18 protein-coding genes and 1 pseudogene are annotated in these 20,245 nt (G+C 46.0%); 6 read left to right on the top strand and 13 right to left on the bottom strand.

The genetic code is table 11. From position 1 onward, the window contains the following. Positions 1–81 precede the first annotated feature (81 nt). The 3 genes from L5M18_RS08800 to L5M18_RS08790 are packed head-to-tail and all read left to right on the top strand — an operon-like array spanning position 82 to position 2,863. The gene (locus L5M18_RS08800) at positions 82–996 is read left to right on the top strand and encodes a dTDP-4-dehydrorhamnose reductase family protein (RefSeq protein ID WP_263196608.1); all 915 of its coding nucleotides are present in this window, start codon (positions 82–84) and stop codon (positions 994–996) included. Positions 997–1,004: 8 nt separating this feature from the next. Further along, complete coding sequence (locus L5M18_RS08795; protein WP_263196607.1) at positions 1,005–2,315, top strand: sensor histidine kinase; 1,311 nt, start codon at positions 1,005–1,007, stop codon at positions 2,313–2,315. Further along, on the top strand, positions 2,312–2,863 hold the full coding sequence (locus tag L5M18_RS08790) for a response regulator transcription factor (RefSeq protein WP_105251231.1): 552 nt from the start codon (positions 2,312–2,314) through the stop codon (positions 2,861–2,863). Before L5M18_RS08795 ends, L5M18_RS08790 begins: the two co-directional genes overlap by 4 nt. 189 nt (positions 2,864–3,052) lie before the next feature. Here L5M18_RS08790 and L5M18_RS08785 read toward each other — a convergent pair whose 3' ends face one another. The 5 genes from L5M18_RS08785 to L5M18_RS08765 form a co-directional block, all read right to left on the bottom strand. Continuing rightward, positions 3,053–5,386 carry a M4 family metallopeptidase gene (locus L5M18_RS08785; RefSeq protein ID WP_263196605.1) on the bottom strand — a complete coding sequence of 778 codons (2,334 nt, stop codon included), beginning with the start codon at positions 5,384–5,386 and terminating at the stop codon, positions 3,053–3,055. 522 nt (positions 5,387–5,908) lie between these two features. Then, a complete protein-coding gene (locus tag L5M18_RS08780) occupies positions 5,909–6,616 on the bottom strand; it encodes an SDR family oxidoreductase (protein WP_263196602.1) in 708 nt (235 codons plus the stop codon). A gap of 99 nt (positions 6,617–6,715) precedes the next feature. Next, entirely contained in the window at positions 6,716–8,281 is a 1,566-nt protein-coding gene (locus L5M18_RS08775; RefSeq protein WP_263196601.1) for a cryptochrome/photolyase family protein, read from the bottom strand. Between the two features lie 494 nt (positions 8,282–8,775). Next, the gene (locus L5M18_RS08770) at positions 8,776–9,318 is read right to left on the bottom strand and encodes a hypothetical protein (protein WP_263196600.1); all 543 of its coding nucleotides are present in this window, start codon (positions 9,316–9,318) and stop codon (positions 8,776–8,778) included. Positions 9,319–9,363: 45 nt separating this feature from the next. Further along, entirely contained in the window at positions 9,364–10,257 is an 894-nt protein-coding gene (locus tag L5M18_RS08765) for a hypothetical protein (protein WP_263196599.1), read from the bottom strand. 770 nt (positions 10,258–11,027) lie between these two features. Between L5M18_RS08765 and L5M18_RS08760 the strand changes: the two are divergent. After that, positions 11,028–11,528, top strand: a pseudogene (locus L5M18_RS08760) (transposase); the annotation flags it as partial. A gap of 240 nt (positions 11,529–11,768) precedes the next feature. Continuing rightward, positions 11,769–12,245: a hypothetical protein gene (locus tag L5M18_RS08755; protein WP_263196597.1), complete on the top strand. Its 477-nt coding sequence runs from the start codon at positions 11,769–11,771 to the stop codon at positions 12,243–12,245. A gap of 34 nt (positions 12,246–12,279) precedes the next feature. Here L5M18_RS08755 and L5M18_RS08750 read toward each other — a convergent pair whose 3' ends face one another. The 8 genes from L5M18_RS08750 to L5M18_RS08715 form a co-directional block, all read right to left on the bottom strand. Next, positions 12,280–12,864, bottom strand: coding sequence for a DMP19 family protein (locus L5M18_RS08750; RefSeq protein WP_263196595.1), 585 nt, complete (start codon positions 12,862–12,864; stop codon positions 12,280–12,282). 119 nt (positions 12,865–12,983) lie between these two features. Continuing rightward, positions 12,984–13,370, bottom strand: a complete 387-nt coding sequence (locus L5M18_RS08745) for a gamma-butyrobetaine hydroxylase-like domain-containing protein (RefSeq protein ID WP_063883307.1) — start codon at positions 13,368–13,370, stop codon at positions 12,984–12,986. Between the two features lie 196 nt (positions 13,371–13,566). Further along, positions 13,567–14,895, bottom strand: coding sequence for an HslU--HslV peptidase ATPase subunit (gene hslU / locus L5M18_RS08740; RefSeq protein ID WP_263196594.1), 1,329 nt, complete (start codon positions 14,893–14,895; stop codon positions 13,567–13,569). 19 nt (positions 14,896–14,914) lie between these two features. Then, positions 14,915–15,439: an ATP-dependent protease subunit HslV gene (gene hslV, locus L5M18_RS08735; protein WP_006083300.1), complete on the bottom strand. Its 525-nt coding sequence runs from the start codon at positions 15,437–15,439 to the stop codon at positions 14,915–14,917. Positions 15,440–15,588: 149 nt separating this feature from the next. Beyond that, complete coding sequence (locus L5M18_RS08730) at positions 15,589–16,164, bottom strand: type II secretion system protein (protein ID WP_006087084.1); 576 nt, start codon at positions 16,162–16,164, stop codon at positions 15,589–15,591. 192 nt (positions 16,165–16,356) lie between these two features. Beyond that, entirely contained in the window at positions 16,357–16,908 is a 552-nt protein-coding gene (locus L5M18_RS08725) for a dihydrofolate reductase family protein (RefSeq protein WP_263196593.1), read from the bottom strand. A gap of 15 nt (positions 16,909–16,923) precedes the next feature. Further along, on the bottom strand, positions 16,924–17,199 hold the full coding sequence (locus L5M18_RS08720; RefSeq protein ID WP_006087082.1) for a hypothetical protein: 276 nt from the start codon (positions 17,197–17,199) through the stop codon (positions 16,924–16,926). Between the two features lie 414 nt (positions 17,200–17,613). Next, entirely contained in the window at positions 17,614–18,216 is a 603-nt protein-coding gene (locus L5M18_RS08715; RefSeq protein WP_219250695.1) for a response regulator transcription factor, read from the bottom strand. A 212-nt stretch (positions 18,217–18,428) separates the two neighbouring features. Here L5M18_RS08715 and L5M18_RS08710 point away from each other — a divergent pair, with 212 nt between their 5' ends. Next, positions 18,429–20,240: a PhnD/SsuA/transferrin family substrate-binding protein gene (locus tag L5M18_RS08710; protein ID WP_263196592.1), complete on the top strand. Its 1,812-nt coding sequence runs from the start codon at positions 18,429–18,431 to the stop codon at positions 20,238–20,240. Positions 20,241–20,245 lie beyond the last annotated feature (5 nt).

Here is a 20,245-nt window from a genome sequence, read left to right as displayed (position 1 = left end):
GAAGAGTAAACAAGTGCGTTGAATATGAAAAGCTTTTAGAATTGTTAGCCATAAATATGCGTTGAAACTGAATGGGGCGATATGGCTAAGATTATGGTAACAGGCGCGACAGGGCTACTCGGCCGAGCAGTTGTAAAACAGCTTGAATTAACGGGACATGAGGTTATCGCCACAGGTTTTAGCCGCGCAAGTGAACGAGTGCATAAACTCGATCTTACCGCCCCTTTGGATGTCGAGGCATTTATCGCCCGCGAGCAACCGCAAGTGATAGTGCACTGCGCCGCCGAGCGTCGCCCCGATGTTTCCGAGCAAAATCCGCAGGCGGCATTGGCGCTTAACTTAACCGCGAGCCAAGCCTTAGCTATGGCAGCTAAGGCCAATAACGCTTGGCTTATCTATATTTCCACTGACTATGTGTTCGACGGCACTCAACCTAAGTACGCTGAAGATGCAGCAACTCATCCGGTTAATTTTTATGGTGAATCTAAGCTAAAGGGCGAAGAAATCGTGCTAGACACTAGCGCTGATTTTGCTGTGCTACGCTTGCCAATCCTTTACGGCCAAGTAGAAAAGCTGAGTGAATCTGCGGTGCTAGTGCTGGTTAACCAATTGATTGAGCGTCGCGCTCAGGGTGTTGATCATTGGGCGATACGCAGTCCAACCTCGACCGCCGATATTGCCCAAGCCATAGACAAGATGATTGCACAGCATATTGAACATTCTACCGTGCAGGGGATTTATCATTTTAGCGCCGTAGAGACTATGACTAAGTATCAGATGTTGTTGACCTTAGGAGATATTTTACAACTCAGTACTGCGCACTTAACGCCTGAGTCTACGCCGACAGATAACGCCAAGCGGCCAAGGGATTGCACCTTAAGCTGTGCGCGTTTAGCTGCGCAGGGGATTTGTTCTGAAATCAATTTTGCCACTGGCGTGCGCCAAGCATTAACACTATCGAGTGGTGCACTTGCCACGCTCGGACTCACTCTGTAGGAATCGCCATGGCTAAGATCTTAGGGACCAGTCTACAGGCTGCCGACCAAGTCGCATTACTTAGAACCTTAGGTTTGTTGCTGCAAATAGGCTTAACCACGTTTGCCGCCGATACTTTTGGTCTTAGCCTGCAAATGGAGCCGTTAGTGCATGTGTTAGTGCTGGAGGTGTTATACCTTTCGCTCACATTGGCGCTACGTAAACCCTTATTTGCTAAGGAGCGCGGCCTCTTTATTGCGCTCAGCTTAGACACATTATTTTGGATATCTTGGTTGCACTTTTCCGGCGGCGCGACCAATGCGTTTATCTCGTTATTACTGTTGCCGATTGCACTTGCGGCTGTGACTTTGCCAATCTGGGCGCCTTGGGCACTGACGGCTATTTCAACCTTTGCTTACAGCCTGATGATCTTTACTGTGCCCGAATCCCCCATGCAGCACCACGGTATGGACATGAGTTCCCACTATTTAGGCATGTGGTTCAACTTTGTGATTTCAGCATTGGTGATGACAACCAGCGTGGCGTTGATCACTAAGCGTATGCGCCGCCAAGATGCGCAGTTAGCCTATATGCGCGAAGGGCAATTGCGTCAGGAGCAACTCTTAGCCCTAGGCACAGTATCGGCGCAGATGGCACATCAACTGGCCACGCCACTCTCGAGTCTGAGGTTATTACTCGATGAAGTAAAAGAAGACATGAGCGATACCTCGATAACGATTGTCGAGATGGAAACTGCATTAGGTCGCTGTGAACATACTCTTGCCGAGCTGAGATTAGCGACGGAGTCGATCCGTGATCGCCGCCAGCGCCCACTAAAGATCATTGAGTTGGTGGACAGTTTGAAGCAAAAAACCTTGCTGTTAATGCCGCAAACTGAACTGAATTGGTTGATCACTTGTATGCCTGAACAACTGGCAGAGCAAAGTATTCTGACTGATATGAGTTTAACGCCAGCCATCATGGCCTTGATTGAAAATGCTGCTCGTGCCAGCGCCGAAACCCTAGGTGCGCCGCAGGTGGATATCAGTTTAGATATAGCGCCAAGCGAAGAGCAGATCTACTTGCAGATCCGCGATTATGGCACTGGTATCGCGCCCGATTTATTGCCACAGTTGGGCACCTTACTCATAGAAAGTCCCAAGGGTTTAGGGGTTGCTTTGCTACTCAGTCATGCCAGTTTAGAGCGTTTGGGTGCAGAGTTGATTTTGGCTAATCATCCCCAAGGTGGCACTGTGGCACAAATTCGTTTCACTATTTTAAGGGAGCTGGCGCCGTCTGTATCGTACAAGACTAAGGCTAGTGACGAGGTAAGTTCATGAAACGTTTGTTGATTGTTGAGGATGACCTTTCCCTTGCGAGTATTTTGGGCCGCCGATTAACACGCCATGGCTTTGAATGCCGATTAACCCATGATGCCAGTGATGCACTGCTGGTGGCGCGGGAGTTTCGTCCTAGCCATATTCTTTTAGATATGAAGCTTGCCGAAGCCAATGGCTTAGGGTTAATTGTGCCGCTGCGTCATCTGCTGCCCAAGGTGACTATGGTGTTACTCACCGGCTACGCCAGTATCGCTACAGCGGTGGAAGCGATTCGCCTCGGCGCCGATAATTATTTAGCTAAACCTGTGGATACCCAAACCTTGCTCGCCGCACTGGAAATGGATGGGCATTCCCATACTCTTCAAGAAGATGAAGTCGACGATTCGCCACTTAATCCTAAGCGTTTGGAGTGGGAGCATATTCAGCAAGTGCTCAATGCTAACCAAGGCAATGTGTCCGCCACGGCTCGCCAATTGGGAATGCATCGCCGGACGTTGCAACGTAAATTGCTGAAGAAACCAGTGGGTGAAAGTGGACATTTGAAGTAACGATTCATCCACATGTGGGCAAGGGGCAACAGCTTAAGGCAAACCTGATGAGGTGCTGAGGCTGAGCCGTTTGACTATAAAAAATGCCACTCAAAAGGGCTGAGTGGCATTAACAAGAAAACGAGAAGTGAATCGATGAATTAGCGCTAGGATTTTACGCTAGCGCCATTGCACGATTAGGTTATGCGATTAAAAATTAACAGTTTCTTCGTTTGAGCAAGGGCCGTTAGTTTCACACACTTTATAGGTGAAGCTTGCGCCAGCTAGGTCAGTGAAGCGGTCAATAAACGATGAGCTGCTTGAAGTACCCACCGCAACACCGTTACGGAAGATAGTGTACTCATCAGCGTTGTGACCTTCCCATTCAAGTGCAACACGAATGCTGCCGCGACGAGATTTGTTAGCGTTTTTCACTGTCATTTCTAACGCCACTTCTGGCACTTCAACTGCAAATTCTTCAGAAGTGCTTGCCGTTGCGCCATCGTTGTCAGTTACAGTCAGTGTGACTGTGTAGCTGCCTGACTGGGCATACTGATGATTGACACTCGCACCTGCGGCATTTGTACCATCACCAAAATCCCAGTTCCATGATGTCAGGTCGCCATCGCTGTCAGTACTGGTGCTTGTGAAGCTGCCGTTGCCGTTAGCAAAGCTTGCAGTAAAGCCTGCAGTTGGAGCTTGGTTTGGTGTGTCATCGCCGTCATAAGCACCCACTAGGCTCACACCTGTGTAGCTGCTATAGCCGCTGACCATCACCCAATAAGTTCCCGTTTGAGCAGGATCAATAGCACAGCTTTCGGCATTACCTGACTTGTATGGACGACAGTCATAGCTGCTAGACGTTGGTGCTTGACCAAATTTAACATACATGTCCGCATCACCTGTGCCGCCTGACATATTGAAGCTCAGGTTAGTTGCACCGCTAGCGACATCGAGTTTGTAGTATTTTTTGCTACCTGATGCACCCGCTAAACCTGTCACAGCAACACCGTTGGCGAGTTCAGTAGCTTCTGGTGGTGGCGGTGGTGGTGGCGTTTCACAAGGTGTGATACCCACAGCGGCAAACGCAGTAACCACATCGTCAGCACTTAAGCCTAAGTCAGTTGCGGCCGATTTAACACCACAAGCGCCTTGCCAGAATAAGCTGTCCGCCGTCCAATATAATTGGTTAGCGACTACGAATGTTTGGAATGCTTTGCGCGTATCCCAACCTGGTAAGTTAGCTAAAGTGTAGAAAGCTTTATTGAATACACCTGAACTGTGGTGCACGTCGATGCCATCATAGTAATCGTCGATATGACCGATTGAGATACCGTCTAAGGTTGGATCTGCCATGTAGCGCAGTGCACCACTGCCTTTAAAGATATCGGCGCCGACTAACCAGTCGTTTGTGCCGTGCATGTAAAATTCAGCGGCTTCACCCGCCATATCTGAGAAGGCTTCGTTCATGCCGCCAGATTGATCTGCGTAAACCAGCCCTGAGTTTTGTTCAGTGAAACCGTGACTCACTTCGTGTGCCGAGACATCTAAGCTCACTAATGGGTGGAAGGTTGTTGCGCCATCACCGAAGGTCATAGCACTGCCGTCCCAGAAAGCGTTTTCGTAGTTGTTGCTGTAGTGAACTCGCATCGTTAACTGAAAGGTTAACGGTGCAGTGTTGTACCACTCGCTATACATCTTGTAGATCACGTTGCCGAAGTAGTGCGCATCGTTTAATGGCGAGTAAGCACCGTTGATCTCTTTGACTGTATTGCGCGGACAAGTATAAGAGAAGGGTGTGGCGCCTGATGTGGCACCGTTTAGGTTAACGGTTTTCACGTTAGGTGAGTTCATGGTGCAAGTGTCACCGCTCACTTCAACGTCTAAGCTAGAAAAATCAGTACCGTATTCATATTGGCCAGTCTTAATGTTACCGCCTGGACCTGTGCCGGTTGCAGCATGGTTAATCCCTTCCCAACGCTTAATCACTTCACCTGAGTGCGCGTCAACCATAGTGAATGGGCGGCTTGGCTCATCGCCATATACTACAAATGAAGTCACATAAACGAGGCGAGTTTTAGCGGCATCATCGAGGTAAAGCCATAATTTTGCTTGTTTGTTTTCAGCTTTTAGGCCTGCAACGGCTTTGTCAGACTTGCCACGGATCGCAATATCTAACGCTTTGTTAGCCGTTAAAGTAGGTTTGACAAAATCAGCCGACTTTTCAATATTTTTTAATACGCGGCCAGACATGTCGCTGTAAAAGCCCATGCTCGATTGTGACGTCGCAACAGAGAAACCATAAACCGGTACACCATGGAAATATTGTTGTAAACGTTGTTTTTGCTTGCCTTGACCTAGGTTGAGTTTTTTCTCGACTTTGAGTTGGCTACCTGCGTCTAAGCTGAACTGAGACACTAAGTTATTGCTTGAAGACGCGCTTCTAAGAGTGCCGACATCGACAACATCGGCAGCAAATGCGGATGTGCCTAAAGTGGCCGACACAGCAATGAAGAGTAGCGACAGTTTTTTGTTTAGCATCATGCTTGAAATCCTTTTTCCGTTTTGTAAATAACGTTGGAATGCCATACAGCTTAACTGGCTCGGGCGAGCGTTTTTTTATTGTGATTTCTACAGGGTCGTCGGCATCCCTCTGCCATGGCCGCATAGAATGAGCTGTTGCTCAGGCGGAAATTCTCAGGTTTTTATTCTGTGCAAAGCGTGAATAACCGCATGACCTTAGATGTTATTTAAATGTGAAAATGTTAACAATCGTACAAAGGAACTATCTTCAACATTCATTTAGACGCTTTTAAATCTGAATTAGGACTTTTGGGTAATAGCGATTTAGCTAAGCGGAAGGGTGATGCACTTGAGTGTTTTGCAGTAATTTAATGATTTATTTCAATTGTTTATTTTTTCAGTGTTCTTGAAAAGGTTTGATTAAGGATGGGTTGTGCGTTGGGGTCATCATCCTATCAAGGTGTTGAGACCCTCTGCTTTGATTTATTAACTTAGAAAGACTCCATCGGAGTTGCCGCTGCTTGACTTGCTCTTCAGCTTATTTCACCAAGGTAACTCTGTGCCATCGTAGGCAAAAAAACGCCCTGTTTGTGCGGGTGTAGCATTGGCAATGATGGGCAGTAAGCAGTTGGCGACATACTCAGGTGTAAACAGTTTGCCTTTGGGGACACTCTGTTGAAATGGCTGAGATAATGGCGTGTCTGTCGTGCCCGGATGCAGAGACAACACCACGCCGCGTTTCATGGTGCGTTGCCACTCAATCGCCAGTGTTTTGAGAAACATATTCAGCGCGGCTTTTGAGGCGCGATAGCTGTACCAGCCTCCTAATTTATTATCAGCAATGCTGCCGACTTTCGCCGATATCACAGCAAATCTTGCCGAGTGGCTTTGTGTTAATGCCTTAGCAAAGTGCTTCGCCAACATGATGCTGGGCAGGGTATTGAGCGTTAAATTGTGCTGGAAAAAGTCGATATCAAGTGACTGTAGGCTTTTTTCTGGCCCTTTATCCTGGGTGTGTAAAATGCCAACACAGTTAATAACCCAATCTAATTCAGTGAGTTGTTCACTTAGCTGTTTAATCTCAGCTTCATTGGTCACATCTAATGCATGCCATTGGAGCTTCTGTCGCATGTCTTGGGGAAGATGATGCAAGTAGGTGGCGTGCACAGTGGCGTTGGGATAGCTTTCTTGAATTTGCTTAACCATGGTTTTGCCAATACCCCCACTTCCGCCGACGATAAGTACTTTCATAGCAAACTCTCCCTATCCAAATATTTATATCAAATTCTTTATATCAAACTATTTATATCAAACTATTTATATCAATGAGTCACGCTTAACATTACTCAGCTACAAACGGTTTAGGTGAACGAGGTTGTGCTCGGCTGTGGCTAATATGGCGCTTCTTACGGACTCGTCCATCTTGTCCCAAGTCTGGTATAGCATGCCGATCCTAGGATTTTGCGACAATCGCGCGCGGTGTTTGTCCATAAAGCGCCAATAAAAGCTATTGAACGGGCAGGCGAGTGTGCCGCTGCGCTCTTTTATCTTGTAATGACATCCGCTGCAGTAATCACTCATTTTATTGATGTAAGAGCCGCTGGCGGCGTAGGGTTTAGTACCGACAATGCCGCCGTCGGCAAACAATGCCATGCCGCGGGTATTAGGCATTTCAACCCATTCTATGGCGTCAACATATACGCCTAAATACCACTTATCGACTTGATTTGGTTCGATTTCGGTTAATAAACAGAAATTGCCAATCACCATTAAACGCTGAATATGATGGGCGTAGGCAAAATCTAATGATTGGGATAAGGCTTGTCGCATGCAGTTCATCTTAGTGTCGCCATGCCAAAAATAATCGGGCAGCGTCCCATGGGCATCGAGCGCATTAGTGCTGGCGTACTGTGGCATATTGGCCCAGTAAATGCCGCGAACGTATTCTCGCCAACCTAATATCTGCCGCACAAATCCTTCGACTTGGGCGATATCAATCTCAGCATTTGTTTGATAACTGTCGATGGCCGCATTGATGACTTCTAACGGGCTGATTAATTTACTGTTAAGGCTGAATGATAGTCGACTATGGTACAGGCTCCACTTGGCAGGATGTTGCGCTGTCATGGCATCTTGAAAACGGCCAAAGGAAGGCAAGCAAACCTGACAAAAATACGTTAATAATTCGAGGCTTTGCGCACGGTTTATCGGCCACAGTAATGGCGCATTAATACGACCCATGGTCGGAATTTGATGACGTTCAAGACGTGCGAGAATTTCCGTCACATCGAAGCTAAACATTAATGGCTCAGGCAAGACTTTTATATCTTGAGTTTTAAGTTTCTGACGGTTGCTGACATCAAAGTTCCATTGCCCGCCGAGTGGTTTTGCGTCTTGCATCAAGATGTTGTAACGCTTACGCATGCGGCGATAAAAGTGCTCCATCATAATGTGTTTGCCGACGGGGAACTGCGCATCGATTTCGTCAAAGGGCAAGATAAAGTGCTCTGTATCGACACAGTTCACCACGGCTGTGTTGAGTTTAAGCTGACTTAATTGCTCAAGTAGGCGGTATTCATCAGGCCTTTGGTATTCAAACTTGATCGCGCCAACCTGTGTTACCTGATGTTGAATGAGCCCCAGTAGATCGCTATAGCCCTGAGTGTTATTGAAGGTGTCATCAAGGGTGAGATGGATCACTTGATGCCCTTGCGCCCGCAGCTCTTGGGCAAATTGCGCCATTGCTGCAAAGAAGGCGCATATCTTTTGCACATGATGGGTCACATAAGTGTTTTCTTGGTGTAATTCTGCAATCACGTACAGCACTTGCTCATCAACACGGTTAAACCAAGAATGCTGGGCATTGAGTTGATCGCCTAAAATTAACCTGACGGTATGAAATTGCTGTAATTGCATTAAGTGGACTCGTTGAATGACTTTCGCGGTTAAGCATTTCGCGATGGGAGATTGTTGGACATTACGAATTGGGTTGCAGTGAGGATCACAAAGCAGGGTATTTGTCGTGATTTCGACAAGGAGGTTTATCTAAACTTGGTTTGATAGCTTTTAAAGCAAAGTCAAAGTCGGGGGCTTCACCCCACACCCGACCAAAAGGGGAAAAGCGCCTGTCCCCCTTTTGGAAATCACCCGGCGTCCCTAACGGAGTTGAAAGCCCCTTGGGCATTAAGCGTCCTTATGCTATCGCGTCAGACGCTCGTCCCTGATTCGACTGACGCTATCTCGGCATCCATGCCTCGCTTACGCAACGAACGCAAATGCCCTGCGGCAACTCCGAGGGGAGGTGAACTTCTGTAGGTTCGGTGTTAGCTGCTAATCTCAAAAGAGTTTTGCCAGTCCCATCTTTCGATAAACTCTAAACTTGTTGATGAGGTACATATTTCAAATCAAAGCTATAGCCGATTGAAGGCTTTGTGGATCTGCTCTTTATAGCATCTAACAGTATCTGCAGCTTTGTCGTTACAAATTTTAATGTTAAATCCTTGTCGCACCCCAAAATGTAATACCTCTGTAAGCCATTCCCTATACAAGTACAAGCAATGCATTGCTTTAGTGATATCTGGTATAACTTCGATGGTATGCTGAATATTCAAATGAGCAATTCTGACATTACGAAAATCAACCATACTTTGGTGATATTTCACCCATTCATCCTCGGAAATTTTCAAATACTTTAAAATCATTTCTTTATTGAAAATTTTTAGTTTATCCCCCGGTGGGATTGTTATCTGACTAACTAATTTACTCCAATGAGTCTCTTGACTCGTTTGCCCAAAAATCTGATTCCAAGAAATAACTGCCTCTGCATAACACATATTCATAATTGATCCCCAAGCATGATCATTATCGGTGTTATTTCTAACTATATAGTCACCGAAAACACAACCTCGAAGACCGTTGTCAATGATTTGGAATTGCTGAGAGAAAATATCCATCTAAGTATCAACCTCGATTCATAAAACCTTTGTTCTATCAGAGCCCTAACTCTTTTTAGTTAATAGCTTGACCGCATCAAATAGTTCTTTATCTTCACTTAACATTAAATCAAGTCTGTTGATAAATTCAAAAAGTACTAACTTAATAGATTGCGCGTAGTGCAAACATTCTTCATCTGTTTTGACGTGTAGACCTTCACTCAATGCACTGTAGAGCAGGGTTAATGGGTTTTGCCCATTGATGCTTAATCCTTCAGGCAGAGCATGTTTGATTCTATCTACAGCCTTAGTAAATTGAGTTTCCTTTTTAGCGTCTGTTAGTTCTTGGATTAAATCTTTATTTTCTTCCCTCTTAAGCTCAAGCACTCTGATTATTCTATCGAAGATGCTGTCCTTACGACTATCAATGACTCTCCGGTAGTATGAAAAAGCAGCAATGCCCATAGCCATATTTTCACAAATTGTACCTTTGAAAAAGAGATCTCTTTCAGCTCCGATTAACTTAGATATTTGCTTAGGAGCGGGCTTACCAAACCTAGGAAACTGACCAATTTTTTGAACCTTCATCAGTGTTTTGTTATCAACTAATTCATCATTTGATATTTTCGTGTCAAACCGAAGGGAAAAATTTTTCATTGTTATTTCGCAATTTTTACAACGAAAAATTAAATGAATAATAGAATTTCCATTGTGATCAATATGAAGATTTGGGGAATGCACTAATGAGAAATTTTGGTATGACGAGCATATATCATCGCAATAGAGTCTTGGAGTTAAACTCTGTGATAATGGCGTAAAAAAATAGGTTTCACAAATTCCAGAGGCTGATCTTTTATGACGTTGAACTATTGCCGCTGAAGAAAAAATACCAGATACCGTCACTTCCTCGTATGGAGGAGTATTCTCGATAAAGTCATAGAATCCTTGCAGTTCTTTCATTCGCATATCCTGAATACATTTTAACCGAATCACTTTACTTTCAATGACAACGAAAAACAAGGAAGACACTGAATTGCAAGGCGAGTAACCCTTCAGTTACATGCAATGCGAAAAATAAGAAAAACTGCCATTTTGCCAGATGGAAAGAGGCTTGTTAAATGGAGAAAGATAGGACATATATGGTCACCTCGGGTTTAGCAAGGTCAACGAAAGTTAGAACAGGCATAACTCTTTTGGGATTAACAGCCAATACCGAAGTTACAGAAGTGTAGTGGCATCGTTTTCTAGCTTGGCATGATTAAGGTTTGGCAGGCCGTGCAGGGGACTTTTTTCGACATTATCTTTCCTTAGATACTCAGGTCAACAAGAGGGGAAGAGATTCACAAACTACCCATTGTAAAATGACCTGTTTTTAGAGTTAAAGCATACGCAGAGATTAGCGGAATTAAGCGCTGCTACGTAAGTGACCGTTGGCGGCATGGATGCCGCCTTCGAGCCTATAGGGATATATTTACGGCGAGTCACTGGAGTAGCAGTGCTTAATGGCTAGATTAATAAATTGAAAATTGCTGTTAGCTGTAATGCCACTCAATTTTACTAGCCACCAATTATTTAAATCCTACAATTAAGTGCCCACGTTACCTAACGTATTAGTTGTACTTTATATTCATCGCGATCAGCGGTTCGCGTGAGGCTTTTTCTGCGCTTAGGAGGGCGTGGTAGTTAACCTCCGACTATGCTTTGATTAAGCATTAAACAAGGAGGTTTATATGCCGCGTCCTCTCAGAATTCAGGTAAGCCTTGAAGACATTCCCTATTACCATTGCTATAGCCGCGTTGTGCGGCGTGCTTTTTTATGTGGCGATGATGCCTATTCTGGGAAAAATTATGACCATCGCCGTAGTTGGGTTGAGTCACTACTGTTTGAACTTGAAGCCGTTTTTGCTATCGATGTTGCAGCCTTTGCAGTGATGTCGAATTATCTGCATGTGGTGTTGCCAGCCGATATCGACAGTGCCAATCGTTGGACTGACCGCGAAGTACTTGAGCAGTGGCATAAGTTGTTTAAAGGCGATGAGTTAACGCAAAAATCCGTTTAAGGAGAGCTAGTTGAGGCGCATGAGGTCAACCGATTATGCGTTATTTCATGCCTAAGTTTTCAAAAGAGCGCGATGTTTGATTGAGCTAATAGCAAGACAAGCAAATCAACAGGCCACTTTTAGCAGGGACGGTTTAAATCACAGGCCTTACTTGATGAAGTTGCTGATTTAAAATGGTAGGCCTGATAATTTTCATTCCATTATCCTTGACCATGTGATCGCAGTGTTCGCGCTTCCTTATGCTGCAAATGGCGCCATCAAGCGCTTAGGGATAACTCATTTTTAAATCAAAGTCGGCGAGTCACTGACGTAATAGTCTTAATCGTTGAGTGCATTGCTCGAAAAGTTATTATTTTATAGTATGTTACTCAATTTTAATGCGTCACTTAACGCAGCAGGAGCTTAGTTCGTATGCGGGAATATGATGGGATTGAAAAGCGTTACCAAAGGCCTGATGCCGATTTAGCTAAAAGTTTGATGATTATCGAAAATTTATTGGGTTTTACGCCGCTAGAGGATAGGTTGGAATTTGATTTGTCTTTTTGGGCTGGCGGCTCAGGTGTATTAGATAAGTTGGCGGTTTCATGTTCTGTGACTCCCGAGCAAATGAAACTCGCTCAAGATAAGTTGAGACTCTATTCCCCAGAGGCAGCGATAGCATTGGATGAATGGCGTGATGATTTTATTTGGTTAGTGGAGGATGAAGACGTTTGTACCGATGTGTTGGTTAGGTCGGCGCATTTTATTAATGAGAATAAAGCGCCATTTCAAGATGTTTGTCTTAAAACGCAGTCTATTTATTTCGCTTACATGAGTGATGTGAATGGCTGGACTGCGGTATGGGGTCAGCAAGATAGGCTCAATTATGCTTATTTCTGCCAAGGATAGCCTTTATCTTTAAGTGATTACCGACAATTGCCAGTTAAGTCTTATTTACCAGTCCGTAATCAAGGGCGTAGCTTTCAAGCTTGGCATCGAGATCATCTAAATCTTTATAAAACTCGTCATCGAGCTTATCGAGTACGCTGTACAGGTCTTGGTTATCGGTTGCGGCTAAACGACGATCTCTGTCGATTGGTACTGGCTTTTCGCCAAACACGGCCTGTTTTGCTTGGTGCAGTAAGTTTAACGAGTGGCTTGCTCCCATTTGGATAAGTCCACGTTCAGCAAAGGCGTAATGCTCACCTGAAGAGTTGTCGAAATACTGAATAAATCCACCATTATAGACTTCGCCAGATAAGCAGTTCACCGCATAGTAGTTTTGTTTCTCTGGTCTAAGCGTATAAAAACCTTGATCTTTGTTATGTACCCTTACAACAAGATCTCGCCAAAAGGCTCGAAAGGGACAGGTTTTATCGAGTTCACGCTCTTGTTGGTAGTATTCCTTCGCACGCTCGAGATTTGCACGTATGCCATTTTTGCAGGGCATGCATAAACCCTCATTTTTCTCGGCGGTACTCGGAAGGATTAAGGTTTTACATTCTTGGCAGGGGATTTTTTCCGACATGGTCTTTCCTTTGATACTCAAGTCAGTAAGAGAAGTCACAGCTTCACAAGCTACCCATTGTTAAATTCTCTGTTTCTAGAGTTTACATCCCACAATTAAGTGTCCATTAACCTAACGTACTAGTTGTACTTTATGTTCATGGCGATCAGCGGTTCGCGTGAGGCTTTTTCGGCGCGTAGGCGGGCGAGGTATTTTTCCCATAGATCCACTTGGTGGGTGGCGAGATCGTAGAGTACTTTCCACGAGAATAGGCCGGTATCGTGGCCGTCATCGAAGACGATTTTTACTGCGTAGTTACCGACGGGTTCTATGGCGCTGATGTTGACGTTTTTCTTGTGGGTGACCAGCTTTGGATTACCGTGACCATGCACTTCGGCCGAGGGCGAGTAGACTCTGAGCATCTCGCAGCTGAGCTGATATTGCTCACCATTGTCGAAACTGATTTCTAGAATGCGTGATTTACGTTTCAGTTTAAGATCGGTGACATTGGGCGTTGCTGTGGTCATAGGTTGGCTACCAAGAAAATGCTAAGGATAGGATAACGACTCATTAAAATAACACCTGACTAATGTAACCACTCGCGGCCAAGGATACAAAGGGTAAGCGAGAGCCTTGGTCAGGCTTTTTCGTTTAAGTCACACTTTTGCATTTGAGTCGTTCACCGCCAAGTCGTTTGGGCTTTGGCGGTGAGCGGGTTTTGCACTAGAGGATAAAGCGGCTGAGATCTTCGTCTTGGACTAAGTTGTCTAAGTGGGCACTGACATAGTCGGCGTCGATAACAAAGGCGGAGCCCGATTTTTCCGATGCCTCGTAGGAGATATCTTCCATCAGCCTTTCCATCACAGTGTGTAAACGACGGGCGCCGATGTTTTCGGTGCGCTCGTTCACTTGCCATGCGGCTTTCGCAATGCTGTCGATACCCGATTCGCTGAATTCAACTTTCACGCCTTCTGTGCCCATCAGCGCGATATATTGCTCGGTGAGCGAGGCGTGTGGCTCGGTTAAAATGCGTTTAAAATCATTGGCTGATAATGCATCTAACTCGACACGGATCGGTAAACGACCTTGTAATTCAGGAATTAAATCCGACGGTTTAGACATCTGGAATGCACCAGAGGCGATAAACAGTATGTGGTCGGTTTTTACCATGCCGTGTTTTGTGGTGACTGTGCAGCCTTCGATCAGCGGCAGTAAGTCACGTTGCACGCCTTCACGGGAAACGTCTGGGCCTGAGGTTTCGCCGCGCTTACAGATTTTGTCGATTTCGTCGAGGAACACTATGCCGTGTTGCTCAACCATTTCAATGGCTTGTTCTTTTAAATCTTCTTGATTGACCAGTTTGGCGGCTTCTTCTTCGATCAATAGCTTAAAGGCTTCTTTGATCTTCATCTTGCGACGTTTTGCTGGTGCTTGGCCCATGTTTTTAAACAGACTTTGCAGCTGGTTGGTCATTTCTTCCATGCCTGGAGGCGACATGATTTCAACACCAATTTGCGGTTGGGCCACATCGATATCGATTTCTTTATCGTCTAATTGGCCTTCGCGCAGCTTCTTGCGGAACACTTGGCGGGTGTTTGAGCTGGAATCGGTTTCTGTGCTTTCCCAGTCGTTTTTCGGCTTAGGCAACAGGGCATCGAGAATGCGCTCTTCGGCATTTTCTTCGGCGCGTTGGCGGCACTTACCCATTTGCTGTTCACGGGTCAGCTTGATGGCGATATCGGTCAAGTCGCGGATGATTTGCTCGACTTCTTTACCGACATAACCCACTTCTGTGTATTTAGTCGCTTCGACCTTGATAAAAGGCGCGTTGGCAAGCTTGGCTAAACGGCGGGCAATTTCAGTTTTACCTACGCCAGTTGGGCCAATCATCAGGATGTTTTTTGGGGTGACTTCTTGACGGAAATCCACATCCAGTTGCATCCGGCGCCAGCGGTTACGCAGGGCAACAGCAACAGAACGTTTGGCCTTTTGTTGGCCAATAATGTGTGCATCCAGCTCGTGGACAATCTCACGGGGGGTCATTTCAGACATAATATTCCTCACGGGCTGTTTAGTAATTGAGTTCTTCAATCGTCTTGAATTGATTGGTGAATACGCAGATATCCGCAGCAATGGTCAGGGATTTTTCAGCGATTTCTAAGGCCGATAGCTCGGTATTTTGCAATAACGCAAGGGCCGCCGCTTGGGCATAGTTGCCGCCTGAACCAATGGCGACTAAGTCGTGTTCTGGCTGAACGACATCACCGTTACCTGTGATGATAAGCGAGGTTTCGGCATCGGCCACGACGAGTAGGGCTTCGAGTTTGCGCAGCATACGGTCGGTACGCCAATCTTTGGCGAGCTCAACGGCCGAGCGCAATAAATGGCCTTGGTGCATTTCGAGTTTGGCCTCAAAACGCTCGAATAGGGTGAAAGCATCGGCGGTGCCGCCTGCAAAACCTGCCAGTACCTTGTTGTGATATAAGCGACGCACTTTTTTGGCGTTACCTTTCATTACGGTATTGCCTAGGGAGACTTGGCCATCGCCGGCGATGACAACTTGATTATTACGGCGTACTGATACGATAGTGGTCACAATGAATCCTCTTCTCTGGCCCGCAATGACAAATCATGCGGTGGATGATGGAGTAGATATGGGGATAGATGACAATAATTCAAGTTATAGCGAGAAAAGCCAAAGGAGTTTGCGATCTTTCGCGCACCTTTGGCTGCAAAAATAAGCGCTTACTGGGGAAGGGTTGAGCGACCGACTTCAGTCTTTCCACTATAGGGATAGTATTTAAAATCCCAGTTTTCACTGCCGAAGCTGCGATCGTCCGAGACATAGTTGAAAATACAGTAAGCATTGGGATCGGTAATGTCGACGGCACCATACCAGTAAACAATGTCGACATTGGGAACTGTGCGCCAAGTATATTGAGTAGCAATGATAAATTCATTATTAGCCAAAAGACCTTGCCATAACTGACCGCAATAATCGCCCTGCAATTTAACACCGGCATCAGCGGTTGCAGTCTCTGTTCCCAGTGGAAATCCTGTCGTGCTCGAGTCGAGTTTACCATCGCCATAGCAGGCGAGATCTTGGGTATAACCTGAGTGACCGCCTGCAAGCCAGCAGCTGTGGTAAAGCTTAACGCCAGAGGTAAAGGCCGCAAATGCGGTTTTGGCTCTAGCATCGTGGGCATCTTGGCCTAGGTTTAAAAACTTAGGTGCCGCAACGACGGCCAAGATCCCAAGGATGATAATGACCACAACCAGTTCTATTAATGTAAAACCCTTCGATGACTGCAAACGACTCATATTGCTCACCTATCTGTTAGAGGGGGATATTCTAACGGAACTTCGATTCGCAATCAGTAAGTCATTGATAGTATTTATTTGTTTAACATTCTGTTTAACGTTTTGGTTACATGAACTCAAATAGAAGAGGGCAAGCCGCAAAATGGCAGGGGTTACCTTCGTCATTAATGTCATCGCCCGCAGGTAAACGACTTATAAAGTGGTGTCGTCTATCACTTGGTAGCGGGTTTGTACGTAGCCATTGTCATATTGCTGCGTGTGGATTGGCATTAATTGAAGCGCTTGAGCTAAGTCGCCAAAGAGCGGAATACCTTTACCCAGTAAAGTGGGGATACGAGTGAGCGTGAGTTCTTGAATTAGCCCCGCCGCTAAAAAGCCTTGGATCGTTTGGCCACCATCGATATAGAGATGCTTAAAGCCACGGGTTTTAAGTTGTTCGCTAATGCTTGCTGTATCGCCATTGAGTACTTGTAAGTGCTCACTTAACGCCGACGGCACTGTTATACCTCTGCGGCTTAATACAAATACTGGGATATTTACATAGGGCCAATCACAATCGAAGGAGAGGACTTTCTCAAAGCTTTTACGTCCCATCACTATCGCATCGACAGTGTCGATAAAGGCATGATAACCAAAGTCTTCATCGGGATTTGTACTGGGATGCTGGTTTAAAAAGTCGATATCCCCATCGGGAGTGGCGATATAGCCGTCGAGGGTCGCGGCAATAAAAACGGAGGCTTTCATTTATCTTCCTTAATGCTATTTTCGAGCGTGTTTCTCTAGTGATTCTTTTAGTGCCTGTTGCTGAGCGAGGCAGTCTTGTTTTGCTTTGCCCGACATATCGTTACACGTTTGACCTTTATCTGGGCCTTCTAATATGGCGGCTGCAACATAAACAGCGGCATCGGCTGCATTGCATTCTTGTTTGCTGTAGGGGGAATTTGTATCACATTTTGAATTAAGCGGCCCAACGCAGCCACTCATACAGGTCAAGGCTAAGGCGCTAAAACTGAGTAATATTAAAGGCTTGAACATTCGCTCTTCCATGATTCTTATTATTTGAGACGGTTGGAAAGTATATAACTGCTTTACAGACGGAGCTAGAACTGGATCGTTTCATTTCCACTTTGGTTGTTATCTCAGAGTAAGGCATTCGCGGGTGGGAGAAAAAATCCCCGAGGGCATAGTTACCCTCGGGTGGAGGTTCAAAAAGCAGTGGATTTCTTGAGCGCCTGCGGGGCACAAAGGAAGGAACCTATGGCGTGATTGTGCGGGCTGATACGACATTTCACAAAGCCAAATGCGCAACCTGCGACAGCTTGTCGCAGGTTGGATGAAAACTGTGTAGTTACGGTATCTTGAATGGTCGGGGTAAAAAGGGTTTAACGGTTAAATCCTTATGCGTGGCGAGAAGGCTTAACGATTGTTTAGTGACCACGGGTGATTGACTTATAAGACAGAATTCAGATTGCCTAAGTGTTGCACTAGCTCCGCCATATTGTTCACTTCGAGTTTTTTCATGATTTTTGCGCGGTGTACTTCAATCGTACGCAGAGATAAAAACATCGCCTCCGATATTTGCTTATTGGTCATGCCTTGGATCACATGGGCTAACACTTGCTGTTCGCGCTCGGTCAGTTGGTCAAACTTATGTTGCAGACTTTGCTGCTCGAAGGCCGCCTGGCTTTCACGCTGTGCTTTTTCTATCGCTTGCACTAATGCCTTGCCGGACACAGGTTTTTGAAAAAAGTCGCAGGCTCCCTTACGAAAGGCGCTCAGCGCCATAGGTAAGTCGCCGTGGCCAGTGAGAAAGATGACGCCAAGCGGACTGTGGGTTTCGAGCAGTTTTTGCTGCACTTCTTGGCCGGTGATCTCCGGCATTCGGCTATCTAAAATCACGCAGCCCGCCTGCGATAATGCACAGTGCGTAAGGAAGTCGCGGCCGCTGTTGAAGGTTTGCACTTGGTAGCCAAATTGTCCGAGCATAAAGCCCAGTGAATCCAGAATCGCTTCATCGTCATCGACTAGATAGAGTGGCAATTTTATCGACATGGTGTTCCTTGTAGGTCGGTAAGCATGCTATCAGCTTAAGCTGGGTGCAGAGTGGGCTCAATTTTAAGCCTAGGTCTTGGGAGATACATCACTAAATTAGCCGATTCCCTCTGGGCATAAACCAGAGTTTGGCGGCATTTCACAGCTTGATTTTTAGCTGCGAGCTAAAGTCGTTCCATGACAATGGCATATAAGAGTGGGTAATAGAGGCGATGACGATTGACTCTTGGTGTAAAGCGATATTGATGGGATTCTTGCTGAGTATCATTGGGCTTAATCCGTCCTATGCCAACGAAGCGACAGAAGTGAACCATTTTAGAGTCGGAGTGCTGGCAAACCATGGTGTGTTACAGGCTAAGCAGCGTTGGCAACCTATGATGGATTACCTCAGTGAGCAAGTGCCTAATAGTCATTTTGAAGTCGTGCCAGTGGATTTTAATGGCATGCGTAGTCAGTTACTTGAACATGATTTGCAGTTTATCGTCACTAACCCAGGGCAATATCTGCATTTAAGTAACAACTTCCCGCTGTCTTGGCTTGCGACAATGAAGAGTCGTAAGCATCAAGGCAGTACTTTTACCATAGGTGCGACCATTATTGTCCGCGCCGACAGCCCTATCCGTACCTTGCAGGATTTGCGCGGGCGCAATGTGGTCGCCAGTGATCCGCAGGCTTTTGGGGGGTATCAAGCGGCAATGGGGTTACTGCATAAAATGGGTTTTTTACCCGAACAATTTTTTGGGCAAGTGCGCTTCCTCGGGTTCCCGTTAGAACCGCTTATCTATCAAGTCAGAGATGGCAGTGCCGACGCCGCAATAGCGCCTTTTTGTACCTTAGAGGAAATGATCGCAACGGGTCTTGTTAATCAGGGCGATTATCGGGTTATCCATCCTGCAACGCCTGCAGGATATGATTGCGAGGTGAGCACTCAGTTATACCCAAACTGGTCATTCGCTGCGGCGGATACGGTTTCTCCTAAGCTGACTATGGCGATTACCCGCGCCTTATTCGATTTACCCGCCGATCATATTGCAGCAATTACCGCCGATACTTTGGGCTGGACTGCGCCCGTAAGCCAGTTAAAAGTGATTGAGTTATTTAAAGAATTACAACTACAGGGAGCATCACCACCACTTTATCAAACCGTATACAAATGGATGGCAAAAAATAAAGAATGGGGTGGCGCACTGTTGTTAATTTTCATTATTTCCACCATTTATCACCTGTGGCTTGAATATAAGTTTCGCCAGAAAAGTGAGTTTTTAGTCAGCACTGAGCGCCAATTAAAGGACAAGGCATTGCAGCTTGAGCGGCTGCAAAGTGCGGCAATTCTGGGGGAAATTGGCGCGGGTCTTGCGCACGAACTCAATCAACCCATAGCGGCGATTACCCAATACAGCGAAGGTGCCATGCTGCAATTGGAAAGGCTTGGGCAAGATAATCCGGAACTCTATGATGTACTCGGTAAAATTAATGCGCAGTCGATTCGCGCTGGAGCGGTTGTGCATCGTATTCGCGGTTTACTCAAGCGGCGTCAGGCCAAGGCCGAACCTTTAGATATAGTGCCAGTGGTGAAAGAAGCTTTAGCTCTGTTGCGGCGCGAGCTAGACCGCGCCAATGTGCAAGTGAATGTGCGAGTGCAGGGTGAGCCCTTTGAACTGATGGGCGATAGCGTTGGTTTAAGCCAAATGTGGGTCAATTTAGTAAAAAATAGCTTAGATGCGTTAGAAACCTGCGGCGATAATCGTGTGCGTCAATTATGGATCGATATCTATTATCATCCAAATGAAATCAAAGTGTTAGTTATTGATAATGGCGAAGGGCTACAGGGGCAGGCGAGTGAGTTGATGGCATCTTTTGCCTCAACCAAAGATGCAGGATTAGGGCTTGGCTTAGCCATCTGTAAGGATGTGGTCACCCGCCATCACGGCAGCATTCAAATCGAAAACTGTCAGCAATCCACGCAAGCGTTACTCCCTTGGCAACAGGGCTGTGTGGTGACAGTCGTGCTTCCCAAGGAATAAATTAC

The organism is Shewanella sp. SM20 (assembly GCF_025654545.1).
GTDB classification, from domain to species: Bacteria; Pseudomonadota; Gammaproteobacteria; order Enterobacterales; family Shewanellaceae; genus Shewanella; species Shewanella oncorhynchi.
Note: the sequence above shows the minus strand (reverse complement) of the source record. Positions and strands in the feature narration are given on the sequence as shown.

Coding starts and splice junctions, on each gene's coding strand:
- L5M18_RS08800 (WP_263196608.1), top strand. CDS start 82: ATGGCTAAGATTATGGTAACAGGCGCGACAGGGCTACTCGGCCGAGCA.
- L5M18_RS08795 (WP_263196607.1), top strand. CDS start 1,005: ATGGCTAAGATCTTAGGGACCAGTCTACAGGCTGCCGACCAAGTCGCA.
- L5M18_RS08790 (WP_105251231.1), top strand. CDS start 2,312: ATGAAACGTTTGTTGATTGTTGAGGATGACCTTTCCCTTGCGAGTATT.
- L5M18_RS08785 (WP_263196605.1), bottom strand. CDS start 5,386: ATGATGCTAAACAAAAAACTGTCGCTACTCTTCATTGCTGTGTCGGCC.
- L5M18_RS08780 (WP_263196602.1), bottom strand. CDS start 6,616: ATGAAAGTACTTATCGTCGGCGGAAGTGGGGGTATTGGCAAAACCATG.
- L5M18_RS08775 (WP_263196601.1), bottom strand. CDS start 8,281: ATGCAATTACAGCAATTTCATACCGTCAGGTTAATTTTAGGCGATCAA.
- L5M18_RS08770 (WP_263196600.1), bottom strand. CDS start 9,318: ATGGATATTTTCTCTCAGCAATTCCAAATCATTGACAACGGTCTTCGA.
- L5M18_RS08765 (WP_263196599.1), bottom strand. CDS start 10,257: ATGAAAGAACTGCAAGGATTCTATGACTTTATCGAGAATACTCCTCCA.
- L5M18_RS08755 (WP_263196597.1), top strand. CDS start 11,769: ATGCGGGAATATGATGGGATTGAAAAGCGTTACCAAAGGCCTGATGCC.
- L5M18_RS08750 (WP_263196595.1), bottom strand. CDS start 12,864: ATGTCGGAAAAAATCCCCTGCCAAGAATGTAAAACCTTAATCCTTCCG.
- L5M18_RS08745 (WP_063883307.1), bottom strand. CDS start 13,370: ATGACCACAGCAACGCCCAATGTCACCGATCTTAAACTGAAACGTAAA.
- hslU (WP_263196594.1), bottom strand. CDS start 14,895: ATGTCTGAAATGACCCCCCGTGAGATTGTCCACGAGCTGGATGCACAC.
- L5M18_RS08730 (WP_006087084.1), bottom strand. CDS start 16,164: ATGAGTCGTTTGCAGTCATCGAAGGGTTTTACATTAATAGAACTGGTT.
- L5M18_RS08725 (WP_263196593.1), bottom strand. CDS start 16,908: ATGAAAGCCTCCGTTTTTATTGCCGCGACCCTCGACGGCTATATCGCC.
- L5M18_RS08720 (WP_006087082.1), bottom strand. CDS start 17,199: ATGTTCAAGCCTTTAATATTACTCAGTTTTAGCGCCTTAGCCTTGACC.
- L5M18_RS08715 (WP_219250695.1), bottom strand. CDS start 18,216: ATGTCGATAAAATTGCCACTCTATCTAGTCGATGACGATGAAGCGATT.
- L5M18_RS08710 (WP_263196592.1), top strand. CDS start 18,429: ATGACGATTGACTCTTGGTGTAAAGCGATATTGATGGGATTCTTGCTG.